The 25001-nt window shown below is 38.3% G+C and carries 24 protein-coding genes and 1 other annotated feature; all 24 genes read right to left on the bottom strand.

Annotation, left to right across the window (positions count from 1 at the left end):
• Nucleotides 1–21 precede the first annotated feature (21 nt).
• Nucleotides 22–1839 (bottom strand): DNA primase, encoded by a 1818-nt coding sequence (gene dnaG / locus R4Z09_RS06815; RefSeq protein WP_338451585.1) that lies wholly within the window; start codon nt 1837–1839, stop codon nt 22–24.
• A gap of 384 nt (nt 1840–2223) precedes the next feature.
• Nucleotides 2224–3042, bottom strand: coding sequence for a pyruvate, water dikinase regulatory protein (locus R4Z09_RS06810; RefSeq protein WP_338451584.1), 819 nt, complete (start codon nt 3040–3042; stop codon nt 2224–2226).
• 44 nt (nt 3043–3086) lie between these two features.
• Complete coding sequence (locus R4Z09_RS06805) at nt 3087–3710, bottom strand: helix-turn-helix transcriptional regulator (RefSeq protein WP_338453215.1); 624 nt, start codon at nt 3708–3710, stop codon at nt 3087–3089.
• A 204-nt stretch (nt 3711–3914) separates the two neighbouring features.
• Nucleotides 3915–5990: a glycine--tRNA ligase subunit beta gene (gene glyS, locus R4Z09_RS06800; RefSeq protein WP_338451583.1), complete on the bottom strand. Its 2076-nt coding sequence runs from the start codon at nt 5988–5990 to the stop codon at nt 3915–3917.
• Nucleotides 5977–6867, bottom strand: coding sequence for a glycine--tRNA ligase subunit alpha (glyQ, locus tag R4Z09_RS06795; protein WP_338451582.1), 891 nt, complete (start codon nt 6865–6867; stop codon nt 5977–5979). The genes glyS and glyQ overlap by 14 nt, the downstream gene beginning before the upstream one ends.
• Before the next feature lie 68 nt (nt 6868–6935).
• Nucleotides 6936–7125: a binding site (T-box leader), on the bottom strand.
• Nucleotides 7126–7167: 42 nt separating this feature from the next.
• Nucleotides 7168–7920, bottom strand: a complete 753-nt coding sequence (gene recO / locus R4Z09_RS06790) for a DNA repair protein RecO (protein ID WP_338451581.1) — start codon at nt 7918–7920, stop codon at nt 7168–7170.
• Nucleotides 7921–7949: 29 nt separating this feature from the next.
• Entirely contained in the window at nt 7950–8093 is a 144-nt protein-coding gene (locus R4Z09_RS06785; RefSeq protein WP_338451580.1) for a YqzL family protein, read from the bottom strand.
• 161 nt (nt 8094–8254) lie between these two features.
• Nucleotides 8255–9175, bottom strand: coding sequence for a GTPase Era (gene era / locus R4Z09_RS06780; RefSeq protein WP_338451579.1), 921 nt, complete (start codon nt 9173–9175; stop codon nt 8255–8257).
• 356 nt (nt 9176–9531) lie between these two features.
• Complete coding sequence (locus R4Z09_RS06775; protein ID WP_338451578.1) at nt 9532–9906, bottom strand: diacylglycerol kinase family protein; 375 nt, start codon at nt 9904–9906, stop codon at nt 9532–9534.
• The gene (ybeY, locus tag R4Z09_RS06770) at nt 9884–10354 is read right to left on the bottom strand and encodes an rRNA maturation RNase YbeY (protein WP_338451577.1); all 471 of its coding nucleotides are present in this window, start codon (nt 10352–10354) and stop codon (nt 9884–9886) included. The genes R4Z09_RS06775 and ybeY overlap by 23 nt, the downstream gene beginning before the upstream one ends.
• Nucleotides 10351–12498 carry an HD family phosphohydrolase gene (locus R4Z09_RS06765; RefSeq protein ID WP_338451576.1) on the bottom strand — a complete coding sequence of 716 codons (2148 nt, stop codon included), beginning with the start codon at nt 12496–12498 and terminating at the stop codon, nt 10351–10353. The genes ybeY and R4Z09_RS06765 overlap by 4 nt, the downstream gene beginning before the upstream one ends.
• Nucleotides 12499–12753: 255 nt before the next feature.
• Complete coding sequence (locus R4Z09_RS06760; protein WP_338451575.1) at nt 12754–13713, bottom strand: PhoH family protein; 960 nt, start codon at nt 13711–13713, stop codon at nt 12754–12756.
• Nucleotides 13710–14903, bottom strand: coding sequence for a sporulation protein YqfD (gene yqfD, locus R4Z09_RS06755; RefSeq protein ID WP_338451574.1), 1194 nt, complete (start codon nt 14901–14903; stop codon nt 13710–13712). Before yqfD ends, R4Z09_RS06760 begins: the two co-directional genes overlap by 4 nt.
• 76 nt (nt 14904–14979) lie before the next feature.
• Nucleotides 14980–15264, bottom strand: a complete 285-nt coding sequence (gene yqfC / locus R4Z09_RS06750; RefSeq protein ID WP_338451573.1) for a sporulation protein YqfC — start codon at nt 15262–15264, stop codon at nt 14980–14982.
• Nucleotides 15265–15337: 73 nt separating this feature from the next.
• On the bottom strand, nt 15338–15829 hold the full coding sequence (locus tag R4Z09_RS06745) for a hypothetical protein (RefSeq protein ID WP_338451572.1): 492 nt from the start codon (nt 15827–15829) through the stop codon (nt 15338–15340).
• A gap of 39 nt (nt 15830–15868) precedes the next feature.
• Entirely contained in the window at nt 15869–16870 is a 1002-nt protein-coding gene (floA, locus tag R4Z09_RS06740) for a flotillin-like protein FloA (RefSeq protein WP_338451571.1), read from the bottom strand.
• A gap of 12 nt (nt 16871–16882) precedes the next feature.
• Complete coding sequence (locus tag R4Z09_RS06735; RefSeq protein ID WP_338451570.1) at nt 16883–17659, bottom strand: NfeD family protein; 777 nt, start codon at nt 17657–17659, stop codon at nt 16883–16885.
• Nucleotides 17660–17800: 141 nt separating this feature from the next.
• On the bottom strand, nt 17801–18244 hold the full coding sequence (locus tag R4Z09_RS06730) for a GatB/YqeY domain-containing protein (protein WP_338451569.1): 444 nt from the start codon (nt 18242–18244) through the stop codon (nt 17801–17803).
• Nucleotides 18245–18259: 15 nt separating this feature from the next.
• Nucleotides 18260–18433 carry a 30S ribosomal protein S21 gene (gene rpsU / locus R4Z09_RS06725; protein WP_015595024.1) on the bottom strand — a complete coding sequence of 58 codons (174 nt, stop codon included), beginning with the start codon at nt 18431–18433 and terminating at the stop codon, nt 18260–18262.
• Between the two features lie 213 nt (nt 18434–18646).
• Nucleotides 18647–19996 (bottom strand): tRNA (N(6)-L-threonylcarbamoyladenosine(37)-C(2))-methylthiotransferase MtaB, encoded by a 1350-nt coding sequence (gene mtaB / locus R4Z09_RS06720; protein ID WP_338451568.1) that lies wholly within the window; start codon nt 19994–19996, stop codon nt 18647–18649.
• Between the two features lie 7 nt (nt 19997–20003).
• On the bottom strand, nt 20004–20753 hold the full coding sequence (locus R4Z09_RS06715; protein WP_338451567.1) for a 16S rRNA (uracil(1498)-N(3))-methyltransferase: 750 nt from the start codon (nt 20751–20753) through the stop codon (nt 20004–20006).
• A 123-nt stretch (nt 20754–20876) separates the two neighbouring features.
• On the bottom strand, nt 20877–21815 hold the full coding sequence (gene prmA / locus R4Z09_RS06710; protein WP_338451566.1) for a 50S ribosomal protein L11 methyltransferase: 939 nt from the start codon (nt 21813–21815) through the stop codon (nt 20877–20879).
• A gap of 20 nt (nt 21816–21835) precedes the next feature.
• Entirely contained in the window at nt 21836–22969 is a 1134-nt protein-coding gene (gene dnaJ / locus R4Z09_RS06705) for a molecular chaperone DnaJ (RefSeq protein ID WP_338451565.1), read from the bottom strand.
• 199 nt (nt 22970–23168) lie between these two features.
• Entirely contained in the window at nt 23169–24998 is a 1830-nt protein-coding gene (gene dnaK / locus R4Z09_RS06700) for a molecular chaperone DnaK (protein ID WP_338451564.1), read from the bottom strand.
• Nucleotides 24999–25001 lie beyond the last annotated feature (3 nt).

Genomic DNA, 25001 nt, shown 5'->3' with positions numbered 1-25001 from the left:
TTCCAAAAATCAATGAAACCATTATAAAGTTTTACGAATTTGTTGAATCTCTGCCAAAAGAGCAACAGCCTTAGTAATATCCTTAAGACGGTCTGCTTCTCTCAGTTCAGCCTCTTTTTCCTTTATCTTTAACATTTTTTGATATTTCAACACCTGTTTGATATAATCATTTAATTCCTGATCAGTAATTTCTTCATTTATTGGCATCATTTCAATATCAACAACAATTCTTCGCAGCTTCTCGTCATTGATATAATCGAGAAATGCATTCAGATCAGGCTGATGATTTTGTTCATAAAAACCGTATAAATAGGTTATGATTGCCTGGTGTTCATCAATATTAAAGGTATTTCCTTTCATCAGTTCCTGTACCTTATAGGTTACATCAATACTTCGCAGCATATGTGCAATCAGAAACCTTTCCGCATTATGGAAAGCAGGTTTTATTCTCTCTACATTCCTTGGAATTACCGGCGGTTTTGGTATAGCATTACTATTGTTTGGATGATGCTCTTTTTGATGGGAACTCTTAGAATAGTACTGTCTTTCTTGCTCTTTTAACGCTTCAAGAGACAAATTAAACTCATCTGCAAGCTGACGTATATAGAGATCTTTTTCAACAGCCTTATCAAGACGGCTGACCTCCTGTAATACTTTTTCTATATAAAGGAGCCGATCTCCTTCATTTTGCAGATTTTTCCCTTTTCGGTAATAGAGCATTTTAAAGCTCATTAAGGTCATACTTGAATGAATGATATCATTCCGAAATTTTTCTTCTCCGTAGGTTTTTACGTATTCATCAGGATCCATCCCATCTGGCATGATCGCTACATTCACCTGTAAATTTGCATTATGAAGCATATTACCCGCTCTGAACGCAGCCTCAATCCCAGCGGAATCTGAGTCATAGCAAAGGGTTACGGTTTGAATATTTTTCTTTAGAATGGAAACATGTTCTTCTGTTAATGATGTTCCCATCGTGGCTATACCGTTTTCAACGCCAGATCGATCCGCAGCTATGACGTCTGCGAACCCTTCAAATAAAATGGCTTGCTGCAGCTTTCTCATGGTGGGCCTTGCCAGATGGTAATTATATAAAATTTTACTTTTATTAAAGATCGCTGTCTCGGGACTGTTTAAATATTTAGGCTTATGTGCCCCTAAAGATCTCCCGGAAAAAGCAATCGTTTCTCCATTTCTGTCAAAGATAGGAAACATGATTCGATCTCTAAACCGGTCGAAATAACTTCCATCCTGCTCCCTTTTAATAATCAGTCCTGCCTTTTCCATCAATGCGGGTTGAAAGTTTTTATTGGTTAAAAATTTAAAATCAAAATCCCATGAATCAAGTGCATAACCAATTTGAAACTTTCCAATGGACTCAGACGTAAAACCTCTTTCGAGCAAATATTCCAGCGCATGCTGACCCTCTTTTGTATTTACAAGCAAATGATGATAAAATTTACGTAATAAATTATGAGCTTCAATCATTTGCATTGCTTCATTGGAATGATGATTAGGTTTGCTTAATGTAGATATGTTCGTTCCAAGATCAATATTCGCATTTTTTGCAAGTTTTACTGCGGCTTCCTGAAAAGAAAGACCTTCAATCTGCATTAAAAAAGAAAATACATTACCTCCTGCACCACAACCAAAACAATGATAAACTTGTTTATCAACCGAAACGGAAAATGATGGAGAATTTTCATTATGAAATGGACATAGACCTATATAATTTCGACCCTGTTTTTTTAACTGTACAAACTCGCTGATGACATCCACAATATCCGATGCCTGCCTAATCTGGTTAAGCTTTTCTTCGGCAATTCGATCCGACATGTGAACACCTCCATTTACTTTATGAGGTATTCGTCAAAAATTATTAAATTCCTGCAATTTTAGACAAAATCTCCGATAATTCTTTTAAAAAATTGTTTTATCATCATTTCAGTGTCAAAAAAATGACTGATTTTCCTAATGTACTAATTATTCTACATCACTCCGCATATTCCTTCTTTCAAGAAATAACTTTTCTGAAGACAACTTGTCGAATTTTTTCAGACAGCAGACTTGACTTCTCACCCTAAATAGTTTATTCCTTGAAGTGAAAGTCTAAACCTAAAAGTCACATATTTTATCACAATTTTTTATTATAGTATAAGAGCATGATAATTGCATTAGTTTTTTATAAAAAAACTCAAAAATAGCACATAAAAATATGTGCTATTTTTGAAGATAATTTTTTTGATACATATTATGAATAATATTGGCAGTTTCTTCTACCGCTTTATCTGTGACATCTATTACAGGACATCCAATTTGATCGACTAGTTTTTGAAAATATTGCAATTCATCCTTAATTCTATCCATATTAGCATATGTCGCATTGTCATTTAATCCTAAAGACCGCAATCGTTCTCTGCGAATTCCATTTAGTTTTTCTGGTCTAATCTTTAATCCAAAACATTTCATTGGAGAAATTTTAAATAATTCATCAGGAGGGTCAACTTCTGGAACAATGGGAACGTTAGCCACTTTTAATCTTCTATGGGCTAAATATTGTGATAAAGGAGTCTTTGATGTCCTTGATACACCAATAAGTACTAAATCTGCTTTCATAATCCCTCTAGGATCCCGGCCATCATCATATTTGACCGCAAACTCAATCGCTTCTACTTTTTTAAAATACTCTTCATCCAGCTTATGAATGAGACCTGGTTCAAATAAAGGTGTTTTTCCCGTTTTTATTTGTATCTGATCGATAAGAGGCCCAAAAATGTCATAGGCCCCAATTTCTGCTTTTGCGGAAGCCTCTCGCATGTATTTTCGAATTTCTGGTCTGACAAGTGTAAAAACAATCATACCATTTTCAGATTTGGTTAAAGCGATGACATCGTCAACGTTTGATACATCTTCCACAAATGGAAAACGTTTAATTGTGATATCACTGCCGTTAAATTGACTTAGAGCAGCTTTTGTGACGAGTTCAGCCGTTTCCCCCACTGAGTCGGATACCACATAGATGACCGGCATTTTGCTCATCCATTTTTCATCCCCTCTTTTATATCAGTTAGGTATAGTATGACCTAACGATCCTCAGCTAAAGCAACTAAAGCTTTGGCAATATTTGTTTTCGTAACTCTTCCGATTACTTCAAAACCATTGTCTACTTCTTTCACAACTGGCATGGCATCAATTTGCCTTTCGATTAATGTTTTCGCTACTTCAATTAATAGATCATCACGGAAGCACATCGCAATATTGGGCATTCTAGTCATAATGATATTAACAGGCAGACTTGATAATTCTTGCTTGCCGATACTTGCCCTTAATAAATCCTTCCTCGACAATACGCCAACCAGCAATGAATGCTGATCCACGACAAATAATGTGCCTACATCCTCTAAAAACATCGTTACAATGGCATCATAGACAGATACATTCTCATTGATGACGACTGGAATAGATTGATAATCCTTTACAAATAACTTTTGTAAATTCTCCGTAAGAAGCTGTACACCTGTTTTGCCGGTGTAAAAATAACCTACTCGGGGTCTTGCATCTAAATAACCCGCCATAGTTAAGATAGCCAGATCAGGTCTTAAAGTTGCTCTCGTTAAATTTAAATGATCTGCAATATGTTCTCCCGTAATCGGACCATTTTCTTTAACAATTTCTAATATTTGTTCTTGACGTTTATTAAGTTCTATTGTTCACACCACCTATCATGCCCAGTTGATCAAGAATAATGTTATACTATTACATAATTATTATATACTTTTTTCTAAAAATGAAAAGTAAATACATCATTTTCTCATTATAGGCTATGTTCAATAAATATATTTACAAAGATAGAAGAGCCTAATAGGCTCTTCACTTTGCATTTCCTAATATGTCAAGATCAAGAATATCTATTACTTCACGATTATTTCATTCACATTGGCAAACTTTTTAATAAGCTGAGAGAGTTTTCCCATTTGACTGAGACGATTTTGTTTGACCGCCTCATCTTCAGCCATGACCATTGTATGCTCGAAGTATTGGTTAATCTCAGGTCTTAATGAAACAAGGGCAGCAAAATATTCAGCTTCTGAAATGCTGCTATCTAATTGTTTTATTACAGCCAAATATTTTTCATATAATTTTTGTTCATCCTGATTTTCAAATAAAGGTGTTTGAATTTCACCAATATCGTCAGCCTTTGAAGCAATATTTAATACCCTGCTTAAAGCTTCAATATTTTCTTTAAAATCAGGTTCTGTTCTCTTTTCTTCAAGGACCTCGGCTCTAGTAATAAGCGAGCTTACTACACCAATGTCATTGCCCAATACAGCATCTATTAAATCATAGCGGATGCCTTTTTCCTGGAGCAAATGTTTTAACCGAAGCTTAAAGAAAGAGATCAATTCTTGTTGGATGTGTTCAAGCCCTTCTTTTAATACTCCGTCTTCTTGAAGTAATGTGAGTGATTGTGAAAGTATTTCTTCCAGACCCATTTGCCAATTCTTTTGCAGCAGGATTTGAACAACCCCTGTTGCCTGTCTTCTTAAAGCATATGGATCCTGTGAACCGCTCGGAATTAAGCCGATAGCAAAAAAGGATGAAATCGTGTCCACTTTTTCAGCAATCGCTAGCATCGCACCTACTTCCGTTGACGGTACATGATCCTCGGCGTTACGAGGCATATAATGCTCATTGATTGCAACGGAGACAGCTTCTGTTTCCCCTTTTTGACGAGCATACTTCTCACCCATAAAACCTTGTAATTCTGGGAATTCATATACCATATTGGTTACTAAATCAAACTTGCAGATTTCAGCAGCACGATCAGCATTTGTCTTTTGATCAGCCTTAAACCCAAGCTTATCGCTTAGAATATTAGTCAAGCGGCGCACGCGTGTAACCTTTTCCGCTAAAGTACCAATTTCATCATGGTAAACAATTGATTTCAATTTATTTAAAGCATGATCAATTTCCATTTTTTGATCTTCACGGTAAAAGAATGCTGCATCAGAAAGCCTTGCACGAAGAACTTTTTCATTCCCTCTAGCAACGTTTTCCAGAAACTCTGCTCCACCGTTACGAACAGTCACAAAATAAGGAAGAAGTTTACCTGTTTTAGATTTGACTGGAAAATAACGCTGATGCTCCTTCATCGAAGTAATTAATACTTCTTCTGGGAGTTCTAAAAATTCTTCTTCGAATTTCCCATATAATGTTGTCGGATATTCCACCAGATTATTCACTTCTTCAAGCAGATCTGGATCGACAGGAATCTCCCAGTTATTTTCTTCTTCAAGTTTTTTCAATTGGTCAAGGATGGTTTGTTTCCGTTTCAAAGGGTCTGCTACTACATATTGCTGAGCCATTGCCTGCTCATAATCAGCAGGAGATGCAAATTCTAGTTCATTACCAAGAAAACGGTGCCCTTGACTGTGGCGTGCTGTTTCTACATTAGTGATCGTAAAAGGTATGACCTCTTGACCAAATAACGCAGCTATCCATTTTATTGGTCTAATATAACGAAGATCATGGTCTGCCCAACGCATATTTTTTGGGAAGGTTAGACTCAAAATAATATCCTTTAATTCTGGCAGTAAAGTAAACGTCTCCTGCCCCTCGATAAATTTTTTGACATGAGCATATTCTACCCCATTTATTTCTTTGAAATAAATATCTTCAACCGTCATCCCTTGACCTCGGCTGAATCCAATCGCAGCCTTTGTCCATTCACCTGCTTCATTTTGGGCAATTTTTTTTGCCGGACCTTTTGCTTCCTCATGGATATCCGCTTGCGCCTCATCAACTTCCTTGACAAGAACGGTCAAACGGCGCGGTGTTGAGAATGCTTTAAGTTCTCGGTACTGAATTTGTTTTGTGTCAAGCCATGATTGAACTTTTTCTGCCAGCTGATTCATTGAATTTGTCACAACACGAGCAGGCATTTCCTCTAAACCAATTTCAAGCAAAATATCTTTAGTCACGACCATTTTCCTCCTTTGCCTTTAAGATTGGAAAACCAAGCTTTTCACGTTCTTCATAAAAGGTTTTAGCAATTTTACGAGCGAGACTGCGGCAGCGTGCCAAATAACCGGTTCTTTCAGTTACAGAAATAGCACCTCTTGCATCAAGCAAATTAAATGTATGGGAGCATTTCAGTACATAATCATATGCCGGATGAACAAGTCCCTCTTCCATTTGCCGATGGGCTTCTTTTTCGTAAATGTTAAATAAGTTAAATAACATCTCTTGATCAGATGTTTCAAATGTATATTTTGAATGTTCATATTCAGGCTGGCCAAAAATATCACGAACCGTAAATCCATCTGTCCATTCAAGGTCGAAAACATTTTCCTTATCCTGTATGTAGGATGCCAGCCGTTCGATGCCATAGGTGATTTCAACAGAAACAGGTTTACAATCTAGACCTCCTACTTGCTGGAAATAAGTAAATTGCGTAATTTCCATACCATCAAGCCAAACCTCCCAACCTAGTCCTGCACATCCAAGTGATGGGTTTTCCCAGTTATCTTCGACAAAGCGGATGTCATGCTTTAAAGGGTCAATGCCAAGCGCTTTTAAAGAATCTAAATAAAGTTCTTGAATATTGTCGGGTGAAGGTTTCATAATCACTTGAAACTGATGATGCTGATAAAGACGATTTGGGTTTTCCCCATATCGACCGTCTGCCGGGCGGCGTGATGGCTCCACATATGCCACATTCCATGGCTCCGGACCAATTGCACGCAGGAATGTGTATGGACTCATTGTTCCTGCTCCCTTTTCCACATCATATGCCTGCATTAAAATGCACCCTTGTTCAGACCAATGCTTTTGCAACGTTAATATCATGTTTTGAATATTCATTGGACACCTCCAAAAATAATTGATATTTATCCCAACACAAAAAACTCTCGTCTCTATGCTGGAATTAGCATAGGGACGAGAGTTTAACCCGCGGTTCCACCCTATTTGCTCACCTTTGGTAAGCCACTTTAATTTGTGTCAAAGACACATAATGTTGCTCAGGAATGCCCTTCCTTAACTGTCTATATTCGGCTTTCACTGTCCCGAATTCGCTTAAATAGAGGAGAGTTAAGTACTCCTTTCCATCACAGCAACCAATTTATGAATGATTTTCTAAGATGAATCATAGCGGAAACACAATCAGTTGTCAACTTTCAGATGGTCAAGCTGATCAAGAAATTTTTTTGATTTGAGGTATAAGCCGGAATACTCGTCATAATAACTATCAATGACTTTCTTTAGTTCTATTTTTGTTTCTGATTTAACAGAGATATTACCAAGGCGGCTTATGTCCAGATAATAAAAAGTTAAGAGCAGCTTCACGGTTGAAGCTGATATTTTAAGATGATAAGGATCCTTATCAAGACAACGGTGACAAAGAATTCCACCTTCTCTGATTGAAAAGGAAAACTTTCCTTCCTTGCTGCCGCAAATGGCACAGTGATTTAAGGTTGGATATAACCCTATACTGTTTAGCATTTTCATTTCATAAATATTCTTAATGATATCCGGATCGTATCCTTCATTTATATAATTCAAGACTTGGTACAAAAGTTCAAATAAATATGGGTTTGTCTTCTTTTCATCCGTGCACTTATCCGTTAATTCAACTATGAAACTAGCATAAGCAGTCAGAAAAATATCCTCTTTAATGGAACGTAAAGAAGCAATCATTTCTCCTTGCTGCAGGCTTCCTAGTCCGCGGCCATTCTGTACTAAAAAATAGCCATATGTAAAGGGCTGGGTGATGGCAGCCAGCCTACTTTTTGGTTTTTTGGCTCCGTTTGCCATCACGCCTATCTTTCCCCATTCACGTGTATAAAGTGTCACAATTTTATTTGTTTCACCATAATCAGTTGTTCGAAGGACAATTCCTTCGCATTTTTGCAGCATTTGTACACCATCCCAATAATGAGACAAACTTACATAATTGGAAAATCTAATTCAACTAGCTCATCGTCCTGACTTCCGGGTATTTCTAGGTTCTCCTTTTCTAATTCCTTAAAAAGAAGATATGTGTCAATATTACCTGTTTGCGAAAAAACTTTCCAAGTAAAATCTAACATTGAAAACCCACCTTTCCATTGTTGGACTAGCTATTATTTATTAATTCCAATCCTTATAATTATAATTGCCTGTCTTTCCTAGAATCATTAGACGAAAATTTTGTAAATCAAAAGGAAGAATACTCCAAGCAATCGATTAATAATTTAGTTAGGGCTCATTTTTAATATTCATCTTCTCTAAATCCATAGTCACGCAGCTGTGAAGCTTTATTTCGCCAGTCTTTTTGAACTTTCACCCATAATTCTAAAAACACTTTTGATCCAAGTAAATTTTCGATATCCACTCTTGCCCGTTTTCCAATCTCCTTCAGCATTTTTCCTTGCTTCCCAATGATGATACCCTTTTGCGAGTCTCGTTCAACAATAATCGTTGCCATTACATGAACCAGATCCTGATTCTGTCTTCCTTCGATTTTATCAATGACAACCGCAAGAGAATGCGGAATCTCTTCTCTCGTGAGATGCAAGGCCTTTTCCCTGATAAGTTCAGCGACAATAAATCTTTCCGGATGGTCTGTCACTTGATCGGCCGGATAATACATCGGGCCTTCAGGAAGATAATTCTTTACCTGCTCTAATAATGTTTCAACATTATTTCCTTCAAGAGCTGAAATCGGAATAATCTCAGCAAATTGATATTTTTCCTTATATGATTCAATCACTGTTAACAGCTTATCAGGATGAATGCGGTCAATTTTATTAATAATCAAAAATATTGGAGTTTTTACGGATTGAAACTTTTCCAATATAAACTCCTCACCGCGGCCAAATCCTTCCTCTGCATTTACCATAAAAAGAATCAAGTCGACTTCTTTAAGTGTATTTTGAGCCACCTTCATCATAAAATCGCCTAATTTATGCTTTGGTTTATGGATTCCAGGTGTATCAATAAAAATGTATTGTGTATCATTCGTTGTTAGAACACCTTGTACTTTGTTTCTTGTTGTCTGTGGTTTATCACTCATAATGGCAATTTTTTGACCGATAACCCGATTAATAAATGTGGATTTTCCTACATTTGGTCTTCCAATGATGGATATAAATCCTGATTTAAATACTTGTTCTTTCGTTTCTCTATTCATGTAAGTCCTCCGAAGATAATGCTCCTGACAGTGATTCTTCTTGCGATATTGGCTGAATTGACCCACTCAGTTGTTAACAGCGCAGCTCATGAAGGAAATTGAGAGGTTGTGTAATTACCATATCCTTAATTGTTTCTGCTTCTGCCATTAATTCTTCAATCTTCACCATTATCAACCTTAGTTCTGAAGACCACCGCTTCTTATTATTTTACCCTATTTATTTTAAAATTTCATCGTTTATCAGGATTTCACTGTTAAACAATTGGAATTTTCTAAAAACAAGCTTCCATCATACTTTACTATTAATACATAAAAAAACGCAGGCTGCGAATGAAACATTCGTTAGTAAGCCCGCGTTATAACATCTTCGGTAAAAAAATGATGCAACCTGCCACAACTGATATCGCAGCGTAAATAAACACAGCTCCGGCAGCAATATCCTTTGCCTGTTTTGCAAGTGGATGATGCTCTGATGTTACAAGATCCACTACTCTTTCAACCGCGGTATTCATCAGTTCAAATGAAAGCATTCCGCCTATTACCAGAATAATCACCAGCCACTCAAAACTCGAAACACGGTATAAAAATCCAAGTATTATAACGGCCAATGCTACGGCAAGATGAATTTTTATATTTCGTTCATATTTTAAGGAATGGATGATTCCTTCAATGGCAAAAGCGAATGACCGTACCAAAGTCCCTCTTCGTTTATCGTTGAAGTCCGAATTCATCTAAGAGTTCCTTTTGCCTTGAGAACATTTTTTTCTCATCAGCTTCTATCTCATGATCATACCCTAAAAGATGCAGGAATCCATGTACTGCCAGAAAGCCAAGCTCCCTGATAAAAGAATGTCCATATTCATCTGCCTGTTCTTTCGCTTTTGCTACTGAAATAATAATATCTCCTAAGACTCGCGGCATATCGCCCCCGACTAATGGAATTTCCCCTTCACCAAGCTCCTCCATCGCAAATGAAATTACATCCGTTGGACGATCCTTATCTCGATACTCACGGTTAATTTCCTGTATCCGATCGTTCGTTACAAAAGTAACGGACAACTCACTATTTTCCTCCACATTTTCCTTTTCGGCTGCAAAAAAGAGCAGCCTCTCGATCATTTCAAGTTCCTTTTCTGACAGTTCGTTTGTTTCATCAATAAAATCAATCATAATACTCATGCATGCTTCACCTTCTGCTTTGTCATTTCGGGATATTCAATCCTAGAATGGAAGATCCCTTTTAGCGTTTCACATAATGCATTAGCGACCTTATCCAATTCCTTCAGGGTAAGATCACATTCATTAAATTGGTTATCCTGAAGTCTATCAGAAATAATTTTTCTGACGAGTTCTTCAATTTGTTCGGGTGTCGGCTGTGACATCGAGCGTACTGCAGCCTCAACACTATCAGCTATCCCAACAATCGCTGATTCCTTTGTCTGTGCTTTCGGACCCGGATACCGATATTCTTCTTCATTTACATCAGCACCGCTTTGCTTTACCTTATGATAGAAATACTTTAATAGCGTTGTGCCGTGATGCTGTTCAGCAATATCAACAATTTCCTTAGGCATTCGATGATGTTTGAGCATTTCCGCACCATCTGTTGCATGGGCAATAATAATATTTTTACTCATATTTGGCGGGATGCGGTCATGTGGATTTTCAATATTTAACTGATTTTCAATAAAAAACTGCGGTCTTTTTGTTTTACCGATATCATGATAATAGGCACCCACCCTTGCAAGCAAACCATTTGCACCAATTGTTTCACAGGCACTTTCAGCAAGATTAGCAACCATGACACTGTGATGGTATGTTCCCGGTGTTTCTGTAAGGATTTTTTTTAACAAGGGATGATTCGGATTCGAAAGCTCGATCAACCGCATCGTAGACAAGATTCCAAAACCCGCTTCACAGAATGGGAGCAAACCGATTGTCAGTACGGCAGATAAAATACCAGAGATCAAGCCGATTACGACCGTTACAATATAATCCTGTAGGTCGTATTGTCCATTTCTTAAAAATACAAGCGATAATATGACAACTACATTTGCAGCTGCAACAAATAAACCTGCCTTAAAGATATTCGAGCGCCGCTGGTTGCTTAAAAACATGATGCCTGCGAGGCAGCTGCAAAGAATATAGATGCCAATGGACGCATTTAACGAGCCTGTTACCCCTTCATTAAACATAATACTTCCACAAATGGCCATAATAATCGTGACCACGATGGCAAGCTTTTCATCAATTAATATTTTTATTAATAAAGCACCCATGGCTGCAGGGAATATAAACGCAATATCAGCAAATTCAAGAACATGAAGTAAACTTACCATCTTCATTAGAAAAATAGACAATAAAAATATCATACTGAATAGCAATAAATACGTTTGCTTTTGTTCCTCTTTTTCCTCGAGATGACTGTAAAAATAAAAATATAATGCGGTTAAGAAAACCATAATAAGAAGAGCCAATCCAAGAAAAGGTGCAATTGATCGATCATTATCAAGCATGCCAACAAGATCAAGCTGGCGATAAACATCTCGATTAATCAATTGGTTTTCTTCAACGATAATCTGCCCCTCCAGTATTTTAACCGGCTCTACATTTTCTACCGCCTGCTGACGCATTTCTTCCGTCGCTTCTGGGTCATAGAATTCATTTGGAATGATTGCATATCTTCCGAGCTGGGTGGCAGCGTTTTTTAATTCAAGGTTTAGATCAGTATATTTTAATTCTTCTTCAAGCTTTTTCTTTGCATTTTCCACTTCATGTGTAGGAATCCGATCATTCATAATCATATTGATCGCCGTAATCGAAAGGTCCCTTGCAATTATTAATTCATCTTTAGAAGATTCCACAAGACTGGTTAGAACCGAATCAGGTATATCCTTCGTCACATCAGCCGTCAGTTTTTCCTTCAATCTTTTTAATTTCTCATCTTTAGAAGGCAGATTATCTGAATCATACAGACCTTCTTTCTGCTCTTTCTTTATTTCATTGTTGACTTCTACAGCCGAATCAAATATCGATGTAATAAGATCCATGCGATTTTCTGATATCGACTTATTTAATACATATACATCTTGAACTTGCTCTTCCGCTTCTTTTTTCTTCGCCTCGGTACTTTCTTTATCCTCAATGGTGATAGGAGAGCGAATGGTTTGATTTGCGATTGAAAATAAACGAATATCTAACTTCTCTGGTTTAACATTGCTGTACATAGATATGTAAAGGACAACTCCAAGTAATACAAACAAGAGGATCCGGAAAAACTTCATATTCAATAAATTTCTGACTTTGATTAATTGTTGCTGCATTGTTTTCTTTGTTCCTCCTTTGCATCCATATCCATTATTATCTATGACTATATGTAAAAATGATAACAGTTTTTTACTCCGCTTTCACCTGTTTCTAAAATCATATAGGATAAACAATGGAATTATTAATCATTTTATCCATTATTATCCTATAATAAGCTGTATTTGTTACTTTATTACCTTTTAGTGGAAAAAATAGCCGTCCGGTTATCCGAACGGCATGTTTAATAGTCGATCTTTTGCATTAGACCTGGTTTATTCTTTGTGCTCGTATGCCTTAATGATCTTTGCTACAAGCGGATGACGAACAACATCACTTTGTTCAAGATAAATAAATTGCAGAGCGGATATATCATGAAGCACTTCTTCGGCAGTCTTTAACCCTGAAGTCACACCTTTAGGAAGATCAATCTGGGTTTTATCACCCGTGATCACCATTTTCGAACCAAACCCAAGACGCGTTAAGAACATCTTCATTTGGGCCATTGTTGTATTTTGCGCTTCATCTAAAATCACATAGGCATCATCAAGAGTTCTACCTCTCATGTATGCAAGGGGGGCAATTTCAATAATCCCCCGTTCCATTAACCTTTGCGTATGCTCTGTTCCAAGAACGTCATGCAAAGCATCATATAATGGTCTTAAATAAGGATCCACTTTTTCTTTTAAATCACCTGGTAAAAATCCCAGGCTTTCACCTGCCTCTACTGCCGGCCGTGTTAAAATAATCCTTTTCACTTGTCCGCTTTTTAGTGCATTGACAGCCATAACAACAGCTAAATACGTTTTACCTGTCCCGGCAGGTCCAATACCAAAGACAAGATCAAATTTCTTCATTGCTGAAATATAGTGACGCTGCCCGAGCGTTTTTACCCGTATTGATTTACCTTTTGCATTTTTCGCAATTTCTTCTTCAAATAAATCCTTAAAATAATCGAGCGTACCTTTTTCTGCCATTTGTATCGCATATGTAACATCCCGCTGGCTAATACTAATTCCTTTTCGTATTACATACAATAATGCCTCGAGGATATTACTTACCAGCTCTACATGTTTAAGATCACCGGAAACATAAACTGTTTCACCTCTTGTAATGATGGACACATCGAGTTCTTGTTCTATTACTTTAAGATTCGCATCCGCATTTCCGATTAAGGCAATTGCTTCATTAGAATTCTTTAATTGAACATTCATGGTTTTTAGCTCTTCTGTCATTCTGACTCTCCTTGGATAATTGGTTGTCCTTCTGCTATATTTTCGATAATTTGGAAATGTATTGATAAGGATACTTTACCATTGTCTAATGATTGGTGCAAAATTTTTTCTCCCTTTATCTTCGAATCCTCTGATAAACGATTTTTTATATCTAGTTTTGCCATTTCTTTTGCAACTTGAAAGGCCTCTTCCTTCGAATAAATTCTTGTTTCTACTTCTTTATCACGATGTGTCTCATTAATAAAGGAAAGCGGAAGCTTCCATTTTAAAAATTGGATGGCCTTTTCATTTGATTCTGTCTCATATTCTTTGTACTCTATTTTACCAAAGCCCCAGATGGGAATTCTAAAGTCGGCAATTTTAAGATAATATTTCCGTTTCTCATTGCCGTTGAAAACCTGAAAGGTACTTTTTAATGGCAGCTCAACATCGGACCTGTACCACGTTTCTCCCCAAACCTTCCCTTTTGCAGGTACTTGTACATTTTGACCTTCCTTCCCAATTAATCCCGAAACAAGTAACTGCCCTTCCTCAACACTATCATGAATGTCTACTACTGCTTGCCCTTCTTCAACGAACATGTCAACAATAACGGCTTTTTTATTCGCAACTAGATTTTGTGGGCTTAGGTATTCTGGTTGTTTTGGCTCGTTTTTCTCCACTACCTGAAGATGATAGGTTGTCCCTTGTAATTCAACGCCGACCCATGTAATTTCCTCAACATTGTCCGTTAATTGGCGCTGAATGGATTCAACATTATCAACGAAAAATTGAAGCTTGCCGACCTTGACGCCCATTTTATCTAATTCTTTATGAATCTTGTATTCGGTCGCCGGATCCGCACCTTTTACTTGTATGCCCCAGATCATATTAGAAAGAAGTAAAATGACAAGTACAAACAGAATCGAACCCGCAAGAAATCCGCTGTTATGCAGCAGCCTTTTCAGGAGAAAAGGAAAACCTTCTCTTTTATAGAATGTTACTTTACAGCCGCTGCCTCTTATATACTTTCTAAATTCCTTCACATCACTTAATTTCATTTTAAACGTAATCGACTCAACGCCTTGGCGCCTGACCTGCCAGATAAACAAACCATTTCTAATTAATGTATTTAGTAATCGTTCGAGGCCTTTTCCGCTTATCTTTACCGTGATAATTCCAGAAAAAAAAATGATCCATCGGTTCTTCATGCCTGTCCTCCCCAAAATTTACTTGCGATAAAGGAGGCACTAAACACGTGCCCCCGCTTTATTTGCGCCTCCGCTTTTATTCTTGAAGATAAATGACTTGATCTATTTTTCCTTCCAATAATATCTCTTCGGGCATGATTGCCTTGATGACAAATGCTTTTCCTTTTATTAATAGCTGCCCTTGTTTTAAAAGCAGTCTAAGCTCTTTATCTGAAAAAGTAATTAATCCACGATGGTTTTCAATATAGATATGTATATGTCCAATCATCGTAATCCGGGGTAAATCCATCATGACATCCTGAGGAAGCTCCATATTCTTTGTTACCCAATTGCGGAGGTATTGTCCCCACTTTTTCGCCATAAAAAAAGAACCCCCTTTCATCTCATATGTATGAAATGAAACAGAGTTCTAGCACCTTTTTTTGTTAAGAGGACTAACTTCCAGGTTTACGTTTTTGATATGGATTCTTTGCACGGGGCGGGCCCAATATTTCAGCCCAGACAACGGCATCCACTAGTGTGGATTCATCAATTTTCATGCCATTCTCCTTTTTCTCCATGCTTATCGACTGCGGGGCAGGTACGTGCGGTGTTCCCGTTGTGATCCCTTTATTATTTTCCGTCACAACATTCTTTTGCTTGAATGTATCTTTTAATGGATGAGCCTCATTTTCATTTTTTTCCCGATGCATTTCTTCATTCTTTTTCATCGGTGTCTGACTCTCTTCCGATAGAGTTCGTGTAACTTCCTTAAAGATATCTTTCATCTCATCAAACGGACTGCTTGACCTTACCGGTTTCTTTGCCGTTGGGTAGCCCATATTTCGCTTTTGATCTTGAGCTGCTTTTTTCTTGTTTTTAAACAAAGAAAATATGACTGCAATTAAGATGATGACGATAAAAGGATTGTCAAAGAGTATTTCCAATGAAGAAACCCCCTTTCTGCTGCTTCATCTAGTCCAGTCCTATTTCTTTTTAGTAGGATTATCTTTAGGACCTGTCATCTTTCCGATTGATTCCCTCATATCCGTATCAGCAGTAATGTTTTGCAGATTCATATAATCCATAACCCCTAAATTACCTGAACGAAGCGCCTCTGCCATGGCAAGTGGAACAGTTGCTTCAGATTCAACAACCTTAGCCCTCATCTCTTCAACCCGGGCTCTCATTTCCTGCTCCTTCGCAACCGCCATAGCCCGGCGTTCTTCAGCTTTTGCCTGGGCAATATTTTTGTCAGCATCAGCCTGCTCCATTTGCAGATGTGCGCCAATGTTTTTACCGATATCAACATCCGCAATATCAATCGATAAGATTTCAAATGCTGTTCCGGAATCCAGACCTTTTGCCAAGACTGTTTGCGATATCATATCAGGATTTTCCAATACTTTCGTATGATGTTCCGACGAACCAATGGTCGAAATAACCCCTTCCCCTACACGGGCAATAATGGTTTCTTCTCCTGCACCTCCGACAAGTCGATCGATATTTGCCCGGACCGTTATTCTCGCCTTCGCTTTTACTTCAATCCCATTCATCGCCATTCCGGCAATAAACGGAGTCTCAATAACTTTCGGGTTAACACTCATTTGTACCGCCTCTAATACATCTCTGCCCGCTAAGTCAATCGCTGCACAACGTTCAAACATAAGCTCAATATTCGCACGGTGTGCCGCAATTAGAGCGTTAACCACTCTGTCAACATTACCGCCTGCTAAGTAATGACTCTCAAGTTGATTAGTTGTTACATTTATTCCAGCCTTATGGGCTTTAATTAATGGGTTAATGACCCGGCTTGGAATAACTCTTCTTAACCGCATCCCAATTAATGTGAAAATACTGACTCTTACTCCAGCAGCAAGAGCTGAAATCCACAGCATAACGGGAACAAATGTAAATAACACCGCCAATAAGATAACCCCAATTACAACGGCTACAATTAAAATGGCCGATCCTGCTGTTAATGCCATAATAATCCTCCTTTATTCATTCTCTTTTTTCACAAATTCCCTAACGACAACTCTAGAGCCCTCAACTTTTATAATCTTTACCTGTGAACCTTTAGTGATAAATCCGCCTTCAGACACCACATCAATTCGTTCATCTCCGACCGTAACAGTCCCTGAAGGACGAAGGTCGGTTAATGCAGTGCCAATGACACCAATAAGTTCTGTTCGATTTTTATTTGAAACATACCCAAGCTCTGTACTTGTTGAATCATTTAGAATTAACTTTTTAAAAAATTTCATTTTCTTATCATACACCTTTATCATAACCACACAGGCTAGAATAGAAATCATGAATGCAATGAGTAAGGAAATACCGGTATAGACAAAATTCTCCCCCGCGAGAAAAAAACTCGCCAGAAACGCACCAAATCCAAAAATCCCGATAATTCCCCCCGGTAAAACCAATTCTAATAAAATAAGAACAATTCCAACTGCAAATAAGATTAGCGCGCTAACATTTGCCAAACCGGTCACTAAATGTCCATAAAAAAACAACAGAAACGCAGAAGTGCCAACAATACCAGGAAGACCAATTCTTGGTGTAAACAATTCAACTACAAATCCTAAAAATCCAATTGTTAATAGTATCGTTATGACAATTGGATGGGTGATAAATAAGGCAAGCTGTTCCAAAAAGCTATAACTTGTTTGACCATCCCCTTTCATCATAGAAGCACTAACACCTGTTGGAAAAGAAAGTAGATAAAAAACAGGTATGCTGCATATATAACCAGCAAAACGTCTTAACATACTCCACCCCCTCCAGCAAAACACCCTAAGGATATTTACGATTTATACTCATAAAAGTTTCATATTCTTAATATGTATTGTAACAATTAAAAAGACTGCAGATAACTGCAGTCTTTTAAACATCATAATGTAAATTGTTTGTTATGAAAGGTGTTGTTGTACAAGTTTATTTACAAGTGAGCCATCTGCTTTGCCTTTTACTTTCGGCATTACCGCTGACATCACTTTTCCCATTTCTGCTTTTGATGAAGCACCCGTTTCTGAAATAGCTTGTTTGACAATTTCAGTCACTTCCTCTTCAGATAGCTGCTCAGGCATATATAATTCTACGTACTGCAATTCAGTACGAATTTTTTCTGCGAGATCTTCACGACCAGCCTTTTCAAATTCATGGAGGGAGTCCTTGCGTTGTTTAACTTCACGTGAAAGGACAGTTAATTCTTCTTCTTCAGACAGCTCAGACCCTAGCTTGATAGCTTCATTTTGAATGGAAGCTTTTATCATACGAATAGTCGTAAGCTTATCTTTTTCTTTATTTTTCATCGCCTGTTTTATATCGGAATTTAAACGTTCGAGAAGATTCATGAATTACACCCTCTCTTAAAACTTGCGTTTTCTTGCAGCTTCAGACTTCTTCTTACGTTTTACGCTAGGTTTTTCATAAAATTCGCGCTTTCTAGCTTCTTGTATAGTACCTGATTTAGAAACAGTACGTTTGAAGCGTCGAAGAGCATCTTCAAGCGATTCGTTTTTACGAACGACAGTTTTAGACATTCTCTTTCCCTCCCTCCGAGCACAACACACTTACATCAATCCATGGAAATCCCATGTACTTTGCAATTATAATATATCAGAGAAACAAGGTCAACTGTAATTCGTCTCGACTTGTATCGATTGTTTATTTTTCATCAAATTTAGGCCCTTTTAGGAGGCCCCTAAAGTCGATTTCAATTATCAGTTTTCCCGATTACTTTCTTCTGATAACTATTATACTGCCTCATTTTTCAGCTCAGAATTCTCAATGACCCTGACAAATTGCCCTTCATTGTGTGGATAGCCTGCTTTATCGATTTTAACTTTTACAATTTCTCCGACCATCTCTTCTGTAGCTGGGAAAACAACCTTTAAATAATTATCGGTATAACCGACATATAAACCATTACCTGCTGCCTCTTTAAATTCCTCTTCAGGAATAACTTCCAATACTTGCCCTTCAAATTTAGAAGCGTATTCCTTTGCCAACTGATCAGACAAGGCTATAAGACGGTGAACACGCTCGTTTTTCACTTCTTCATCAACCTGGTCTTCCATTCTAGCTGCAGGAGTACCTGTCCGTTTTGAATACGGAAAGACATGGAGTTCAGAAAATTGATGTTCCTTGATAAAATTATAGGTCTCCATAAATTCCTCTTCCGTTTCACCTGGGAAACCTACAATTACATCAGATGTAACAGCTAAGTCAGGCATAATTACCCTTAATTTTCTTAATCTTTCTGCAAACGAAGCCATTGTATACTTTCTTCTCATTCTTTTTAAAACTGTATCTGAACCAGATTGAAGTGGAATATGCAAATGTCTGACAATTACATTCGATTGCTTAATGACTTCAATTACTTCATCGGTTATTTGGCTTGCCTCAATTGAAGAAATTCTAAGACGTTTTAAACCTTTGACATTTGCTTCTAAATCACGTAACAGCATGGCGAGATTATAATCCTTTAAATCTGCCCCATACCCGCCAGTATGGATTCCGGTTAACACGATCTCTTTATAGCCGGCATCAACAAGCTGCTGGGCCTGATGAATAACTTCCTTCGGATCACGTGAACGCATTAAACCTCTTGCCCATGGAATAATACAGAACGTACAGAAATTATTACAGCCTTCTTGGATTTTCAATGATGCACGTGTACGATCCGTAAAAGATGGCACATCTAATTCTTCGTAGACACGACTTTTCATAATATTTCCTACTGCATTAATCGGCTGACGTACTTCTTTATACTGGTTAATATAGTCAAGCATTTTCACACGGTCCTGTGTTCCAATCACGATGTCTACACCAGGGATGGCCATAATTTCAGCCGGAGACGTTTGTGCATAGCAGCCTGTAACACAAATCACAGCATCAGGATTTTTTCTGATGGCCCTGCGGATCACTTGTCGGCTTTTCTTATCTCCAGTATTCGTTACTGTACATGTATTAATAATATATACATCTGATCTTGATTCGAAATCTACGCGTTCATAGCCTTCTTGTTTAAATAACTGCCAAATGGCTTCTGTTTCATAGTGGTTTACCTTACAGCCAAGTGTATGAAATGCAACTGTCTGCATGTATAATTCACCTCAATAATTCTAAATGATATGACACTGCGGATAATAGGTACAACGGAGCTGTTTCCGTCCGTAAGATTCTTGGTCCCAGCCCGCAAGGACGAAAGCCGCCCGCAATCAGTTTTTCGACTTCCCCAGTGGATAAACCGCCTTCAGGTCCAAATAGAACAAGTAAGGATCCCCCCTTTTCCAGTTCGTTTAAACTAGAAACAAGTACCTTTACCTCCCCGAGTCTTGCCTCTTCTTCATAGGCCACTAATTTCACATCATAACCTTCTGCATATTTTAGTAGTGACGATAGATTGACAGGCTGTGTAATCTCGGGGATTACCGTTCGATGAGATTGCTCAGCAGCTTCTTTTGCAATTTTTTGCCATCTGATTATTTTTTTATCAGCTTTTTTACCATCCCATTTTACGACAGAACGATCTGCAGTAAAAGGGATAAACTTTGATGCACCCAGTTCGGTTCCCTTTTGAATGATCCATTCAAACTTATCCCCTTTAGGCAGGCCGCTCACGATTGTTACTTGGACAGGCAGTTCAACCGACTCTTCCTTCCATTGTATAACGTCAGCAATTACTTGGTCAGTGGAAATTTCTGCAATTGAACAAACAGCTGTTTTTTGATCTTCGCTGACGCAGAGGATTTCATCCTTTTCTTTCATCCTCATTACTTTGGAAATATGATGACAATCCTCACCCGTAATAATAAAACAATGATTTTCTGGAGAATAAGAAGCAAAATAACGCTGCATCTAAGCACCATCCCTTAAATAAAATGGAAGCGGCTAAGTCAACCCCTGCGCAACTAGATTATCTTACCGCATCACAATTAAAAAGGGCGTGTGGAAATTAACACTTTGCCCTTTTCTGTACCTTTATTTTTTTTTGGCAATAAATGCGACCCAGTCCTCCATATAAAGAGTTTCTTCTATTTCAAATCCGGCCTCTTCAATGGAACTTTTCACTTGGTCCTTTTTTTGTTGGATAATCCCGGCGGTGATAAAATAGCCGCCCTCTTTTACACATTTATAAGCGTCGTCTGTAAAGCGCAAAATCACTTCAGCTAGAATATTGGCTACAATCACATCTGCTTTTATGTCGATTCCTTCAAGTAAATTATTTTGCTGAACCTCTGCAACCTCTTGTACTTTATTCAGCTTTAAATTTAATCTCGCCGATTGAACTGCAACTTCATCTAAGTCTAAAGCAGTTACCTTTTGGGCTCCTAACAGGGCGGCAGCAATACTTAATACACCTGATCCGGTACCAACATCAATAACCTTGTCACCTTTTTTGACTGTCTGCTCTAACGCTTGAATACTCATTACAGTCGTTGGATGTGTCCCTGTACCAAATGCCATACCTGGGTCCAATTCAATGATGAGCTCGTCACTAGTTACGGGTGTATAGTCTTCCCATGTCGGAACAATCGTAAAATGTTTAGAAATTTTCACCGGATGATAATACTTTTTCCAAGCAGTCGCCCATTCTTCTTCATGAACCTCAGAAAGAGAAACACTATTTTTTCCGATATCAATATTGTAAATGATCAGGTTATTAATTGCCTCTTTGATTTCTTCAACTGTTTCGCCTAAAAAACTGTTTATCGGCAGATAAGCTTTAATAATAACGCCTTCTTCCGGGTAATCTTTCGGATTAAGTTGGTAGATTTCGCCGAATCGATCTTCCCTTTCTTTCACAAGTTCTACTGGGTCTTCTATGACCACACCGCTAGCCCCTGCTTCATGCAGGATATTGGAAATCGGTTCAATTGCTTCGTTTGTTGTATGAATACTGATTTCTGACCATTTCAACTCTACCCAACTCCTAATTGTTATTCACCCTTGAACGCTCTTCTTACTTTTCCAAAAAAGCCTTCCTCTTGATCATCTTTTGGCACGCCTCCTGAGATTTCAGCAAATTCTTGCAGCAATTGCTTTTGCTTCTCAGTTAACTTCGTTGGCGTAATAACCTTGACAATGATATGCTGGTCTCCTGTGCCGCGTCCACGCACATTCGGTACTCCTTTTCCCCGCAAACGGAACTTTGTGCCTGTCTGTGTCCCGCTAGGCACTTTAAGCTTTACTTTTCCATGCAGCGTTGGCACTTCAATTTCATCACCAAGTGCTGCCTGCGCAAAGGTAATCGGCATTTCGCAATATACATCATCCCCATCACGTTCAAAAAACTCATGTGATCGGATTTGGAAGACAACATATAAGTCACCTGCCGGGCCGCCGTTAGTACCAGGTTCACCCTGTCCAGAAACGCGTAATTGCTGGCCGTCATCAATCCCTGCAGGAATTTTGATCGCAATCTTACGGCGTTTCTTCACTTTCCCTGTACCGCCACAGGTTGAGCATTTGTGCTTAATTTCTTTACCTGTACCATGACAATAATTACATACACGGCGATTGACAATTCTGCCAAAAGGTGTATTCTGTTCAATATTTAATTGACCCGTTCCATGACAATGTGAACATGTTTCAGGCTGTGTTCCTTTTTTGGCACCAGTCCCATTACATGTTTCACAATTTTCTTCGCGCGGAATATCAATTTCTGTTTCTTTACCGAATACTGCCTCTTCAAAATCCAACGTCATTGTATATTGTAAATCTGCACCCTGTCTTGGTGCATTCGGATCACGGCGCCGTGTACCTCCGCCGCCAAAGAAGGTACTGAAAATATCTTCAAAACCGCCGAAACCACCGAAATCTCCACCGCCGCCAAAGCCGCCAAAACCTTGGTTTGGATCGGTATGACCAAACTGGTCATAGTGGGAGCGTTTTTGATCATCACTCAATACTTCATATGCTTCTTTTACTTCTTTAAATTTCTCTTCCGCATCTGGTTCTTTGTTAATATCCGGATGATATTGTTTTGAAAGCTTTCGATATGCTTTTTTGATTTCATCCTTTGATGCACTTTTGCTTACGCCAAGTACCTCATAGTAATCCCTTTTATCCATTATTGCCACTCCCCGAGTTTTCACATAAAAATTATTGTAGCATTTCTATATAGGTTATCGCAATTAATTTTAGAGTAAAATAAAAGTCAAAGCCAAGTGAGACCTGACTTTGACTTTTATTTCATCATATTAAAAATTTGCTTTTTTGTTAACAGACCTATTCCCAGCCGTTCTAGGGCGGCTAGGGAGAGTCTTCTAATTATTTATCGTCTTTAACTTCTTCGAATTCTGCATCTACTACATCATCGCCTTTAGGACCGTTTGCGCCCTCAGCTCCCTGTGCAGCTTGAGCTTGTTTTGCAGCTTCTTCATATAGTTTTACAGAAAGGTTTTGAACAACCTCTTGTAAGGCATCCTTCTTGGCACGAATTTCATCAAGATCATTTTTCTCAATAGCAGCTTTTAGTTCATCTTTAGCTGTATTAGCTTTTTGAACTTCTGCTTCGTCTACTTTACCTTCAAGATCTTTTAACGTTTTTTCTGTTTGGAAAACAAGCTGATCTGCTTCGTTGCGAAGCTCTACTTCCTCTTTACGCTTCTTATCAGCTTCAGCATTCAACTCAGCTTCTTTAACCATTTTTTCGATTTCTTCATCTGTTAAACCAGTAGAAGACTTAATCGTAATGGTTTGTTCTTTATTTGTACCAAGGTCTTTTGCACGAACATTAACAATACCGTTTTTATCAATATCAAATGATACTTCAATTTGCGGAATTCCTCTTGGTGCTGGCGGTATATCACTTAATTGGAAACGTCCAAGCGTTTTGTTATCGGCAGCCATTGGACGTTCACCTTGTAACACATGGATATCAACAGCTGTTTGGTTATCAGCAGCAGTTGAGAATACCTGTGATTTTGAAGTAGGAATGGTTGTATTTCGATCAATCAGCTTCGTGAACACGCCGCCCATTGTTTCGATACCAAGTGATAGTGGTGTTACATCAAGTAGTACAACATCCTTCACATCACCTGTGATAACACCGCCCTGAACAGCTGCACCCATTGCTACTACTTCGTCAGGGTTTACACCTTTATGCGGTTCTTTTCCTGTTGCTTTCTTGATTGCTTCTTGCACAGCAGGAATACGTGTAGATCCACCAACAAGGATAACTTTGTCAATTTCTGACGTTGAAAGACCCGCATCACTTAGTGCTTGACGAGTTGGTCCCATTGTACGTTCGACAAGGTGTGCAGTAAGCTCATCAAATTTAGCTCGTGTTAACGTTACTTCCAAGTGTAATGGACCTGCTTCACCAGCTGTAATGAATGGCAATGAGATTTGTGTGCTTGTTACACCTGATAAATCTTTTTTCGCCTTTTCCGCAGCATCTTTCAAACGCTGTACGGCCATTTTATCTTTTGAAAGATCGATACCGTTTTCCTTACGGAATTGATCAACTAAATAATCGATAATTACTTGGTCAAAGTCGTCACCGCCAAGACGGTTGTCACCAGCAGTCGCTTTTACTTCGAATACTCCGTCACCAAGTTCAAGGATAGATACGTCGAAAGTACCGCCACCTAAGTCAAAAACAAGGATTGTTTGATCTTCATCTGTCTTATCAAGACCATAAGCTAGTGCTGCAGCAGTTGGTTCGTTAATAATACGTTCAACTTCAAGGCCGGCAATTTTACCAGCATCTTTTGTTGCTTGACGTTCTGCATCATTAAAATAAGCAGGAACGGTAATAACTGCTTTTGTTACTTCTTCACCAAGATAAGCTTCTGCAGTTGCTTTTAAATTTTGCAGGATAATAGCTGAGATTTCCTGTGGACTGTACTCTTTCCCTTCTACTTCCACCTTAAAACTTGTTCCCATATGACGTTTAATTGAAATAATTGTATTTGGATTTGTGATTGCCTGACGTTTAGCTACTTCCCCAACTTGACGTTCACCATTTTTAAATGCCACAACAGATGGTGTAGTCCGGTTACCTTCTGGATTTGGAATAACTTTTGGTTCTCCACCCTCCATGACGGCAACACAGGAGTTTGTTGTACCTAAGTCAATACCAATAATTTTGCTCATATT

Source organism: Niallia oryzisoli, assembly GCF_036670025.1.
Lineage (GTDB): Bacteria > Bacillota > Bacilli > Bacillales > Cytobacillaceae > Bacillus_BD > Bacillus_BD oryzisoli.
The sequence above is the reverse complement of the archived record's forward strand: the minus strand, read 5'-3'. Positions and strand labels throughout refer to the sequence as shown.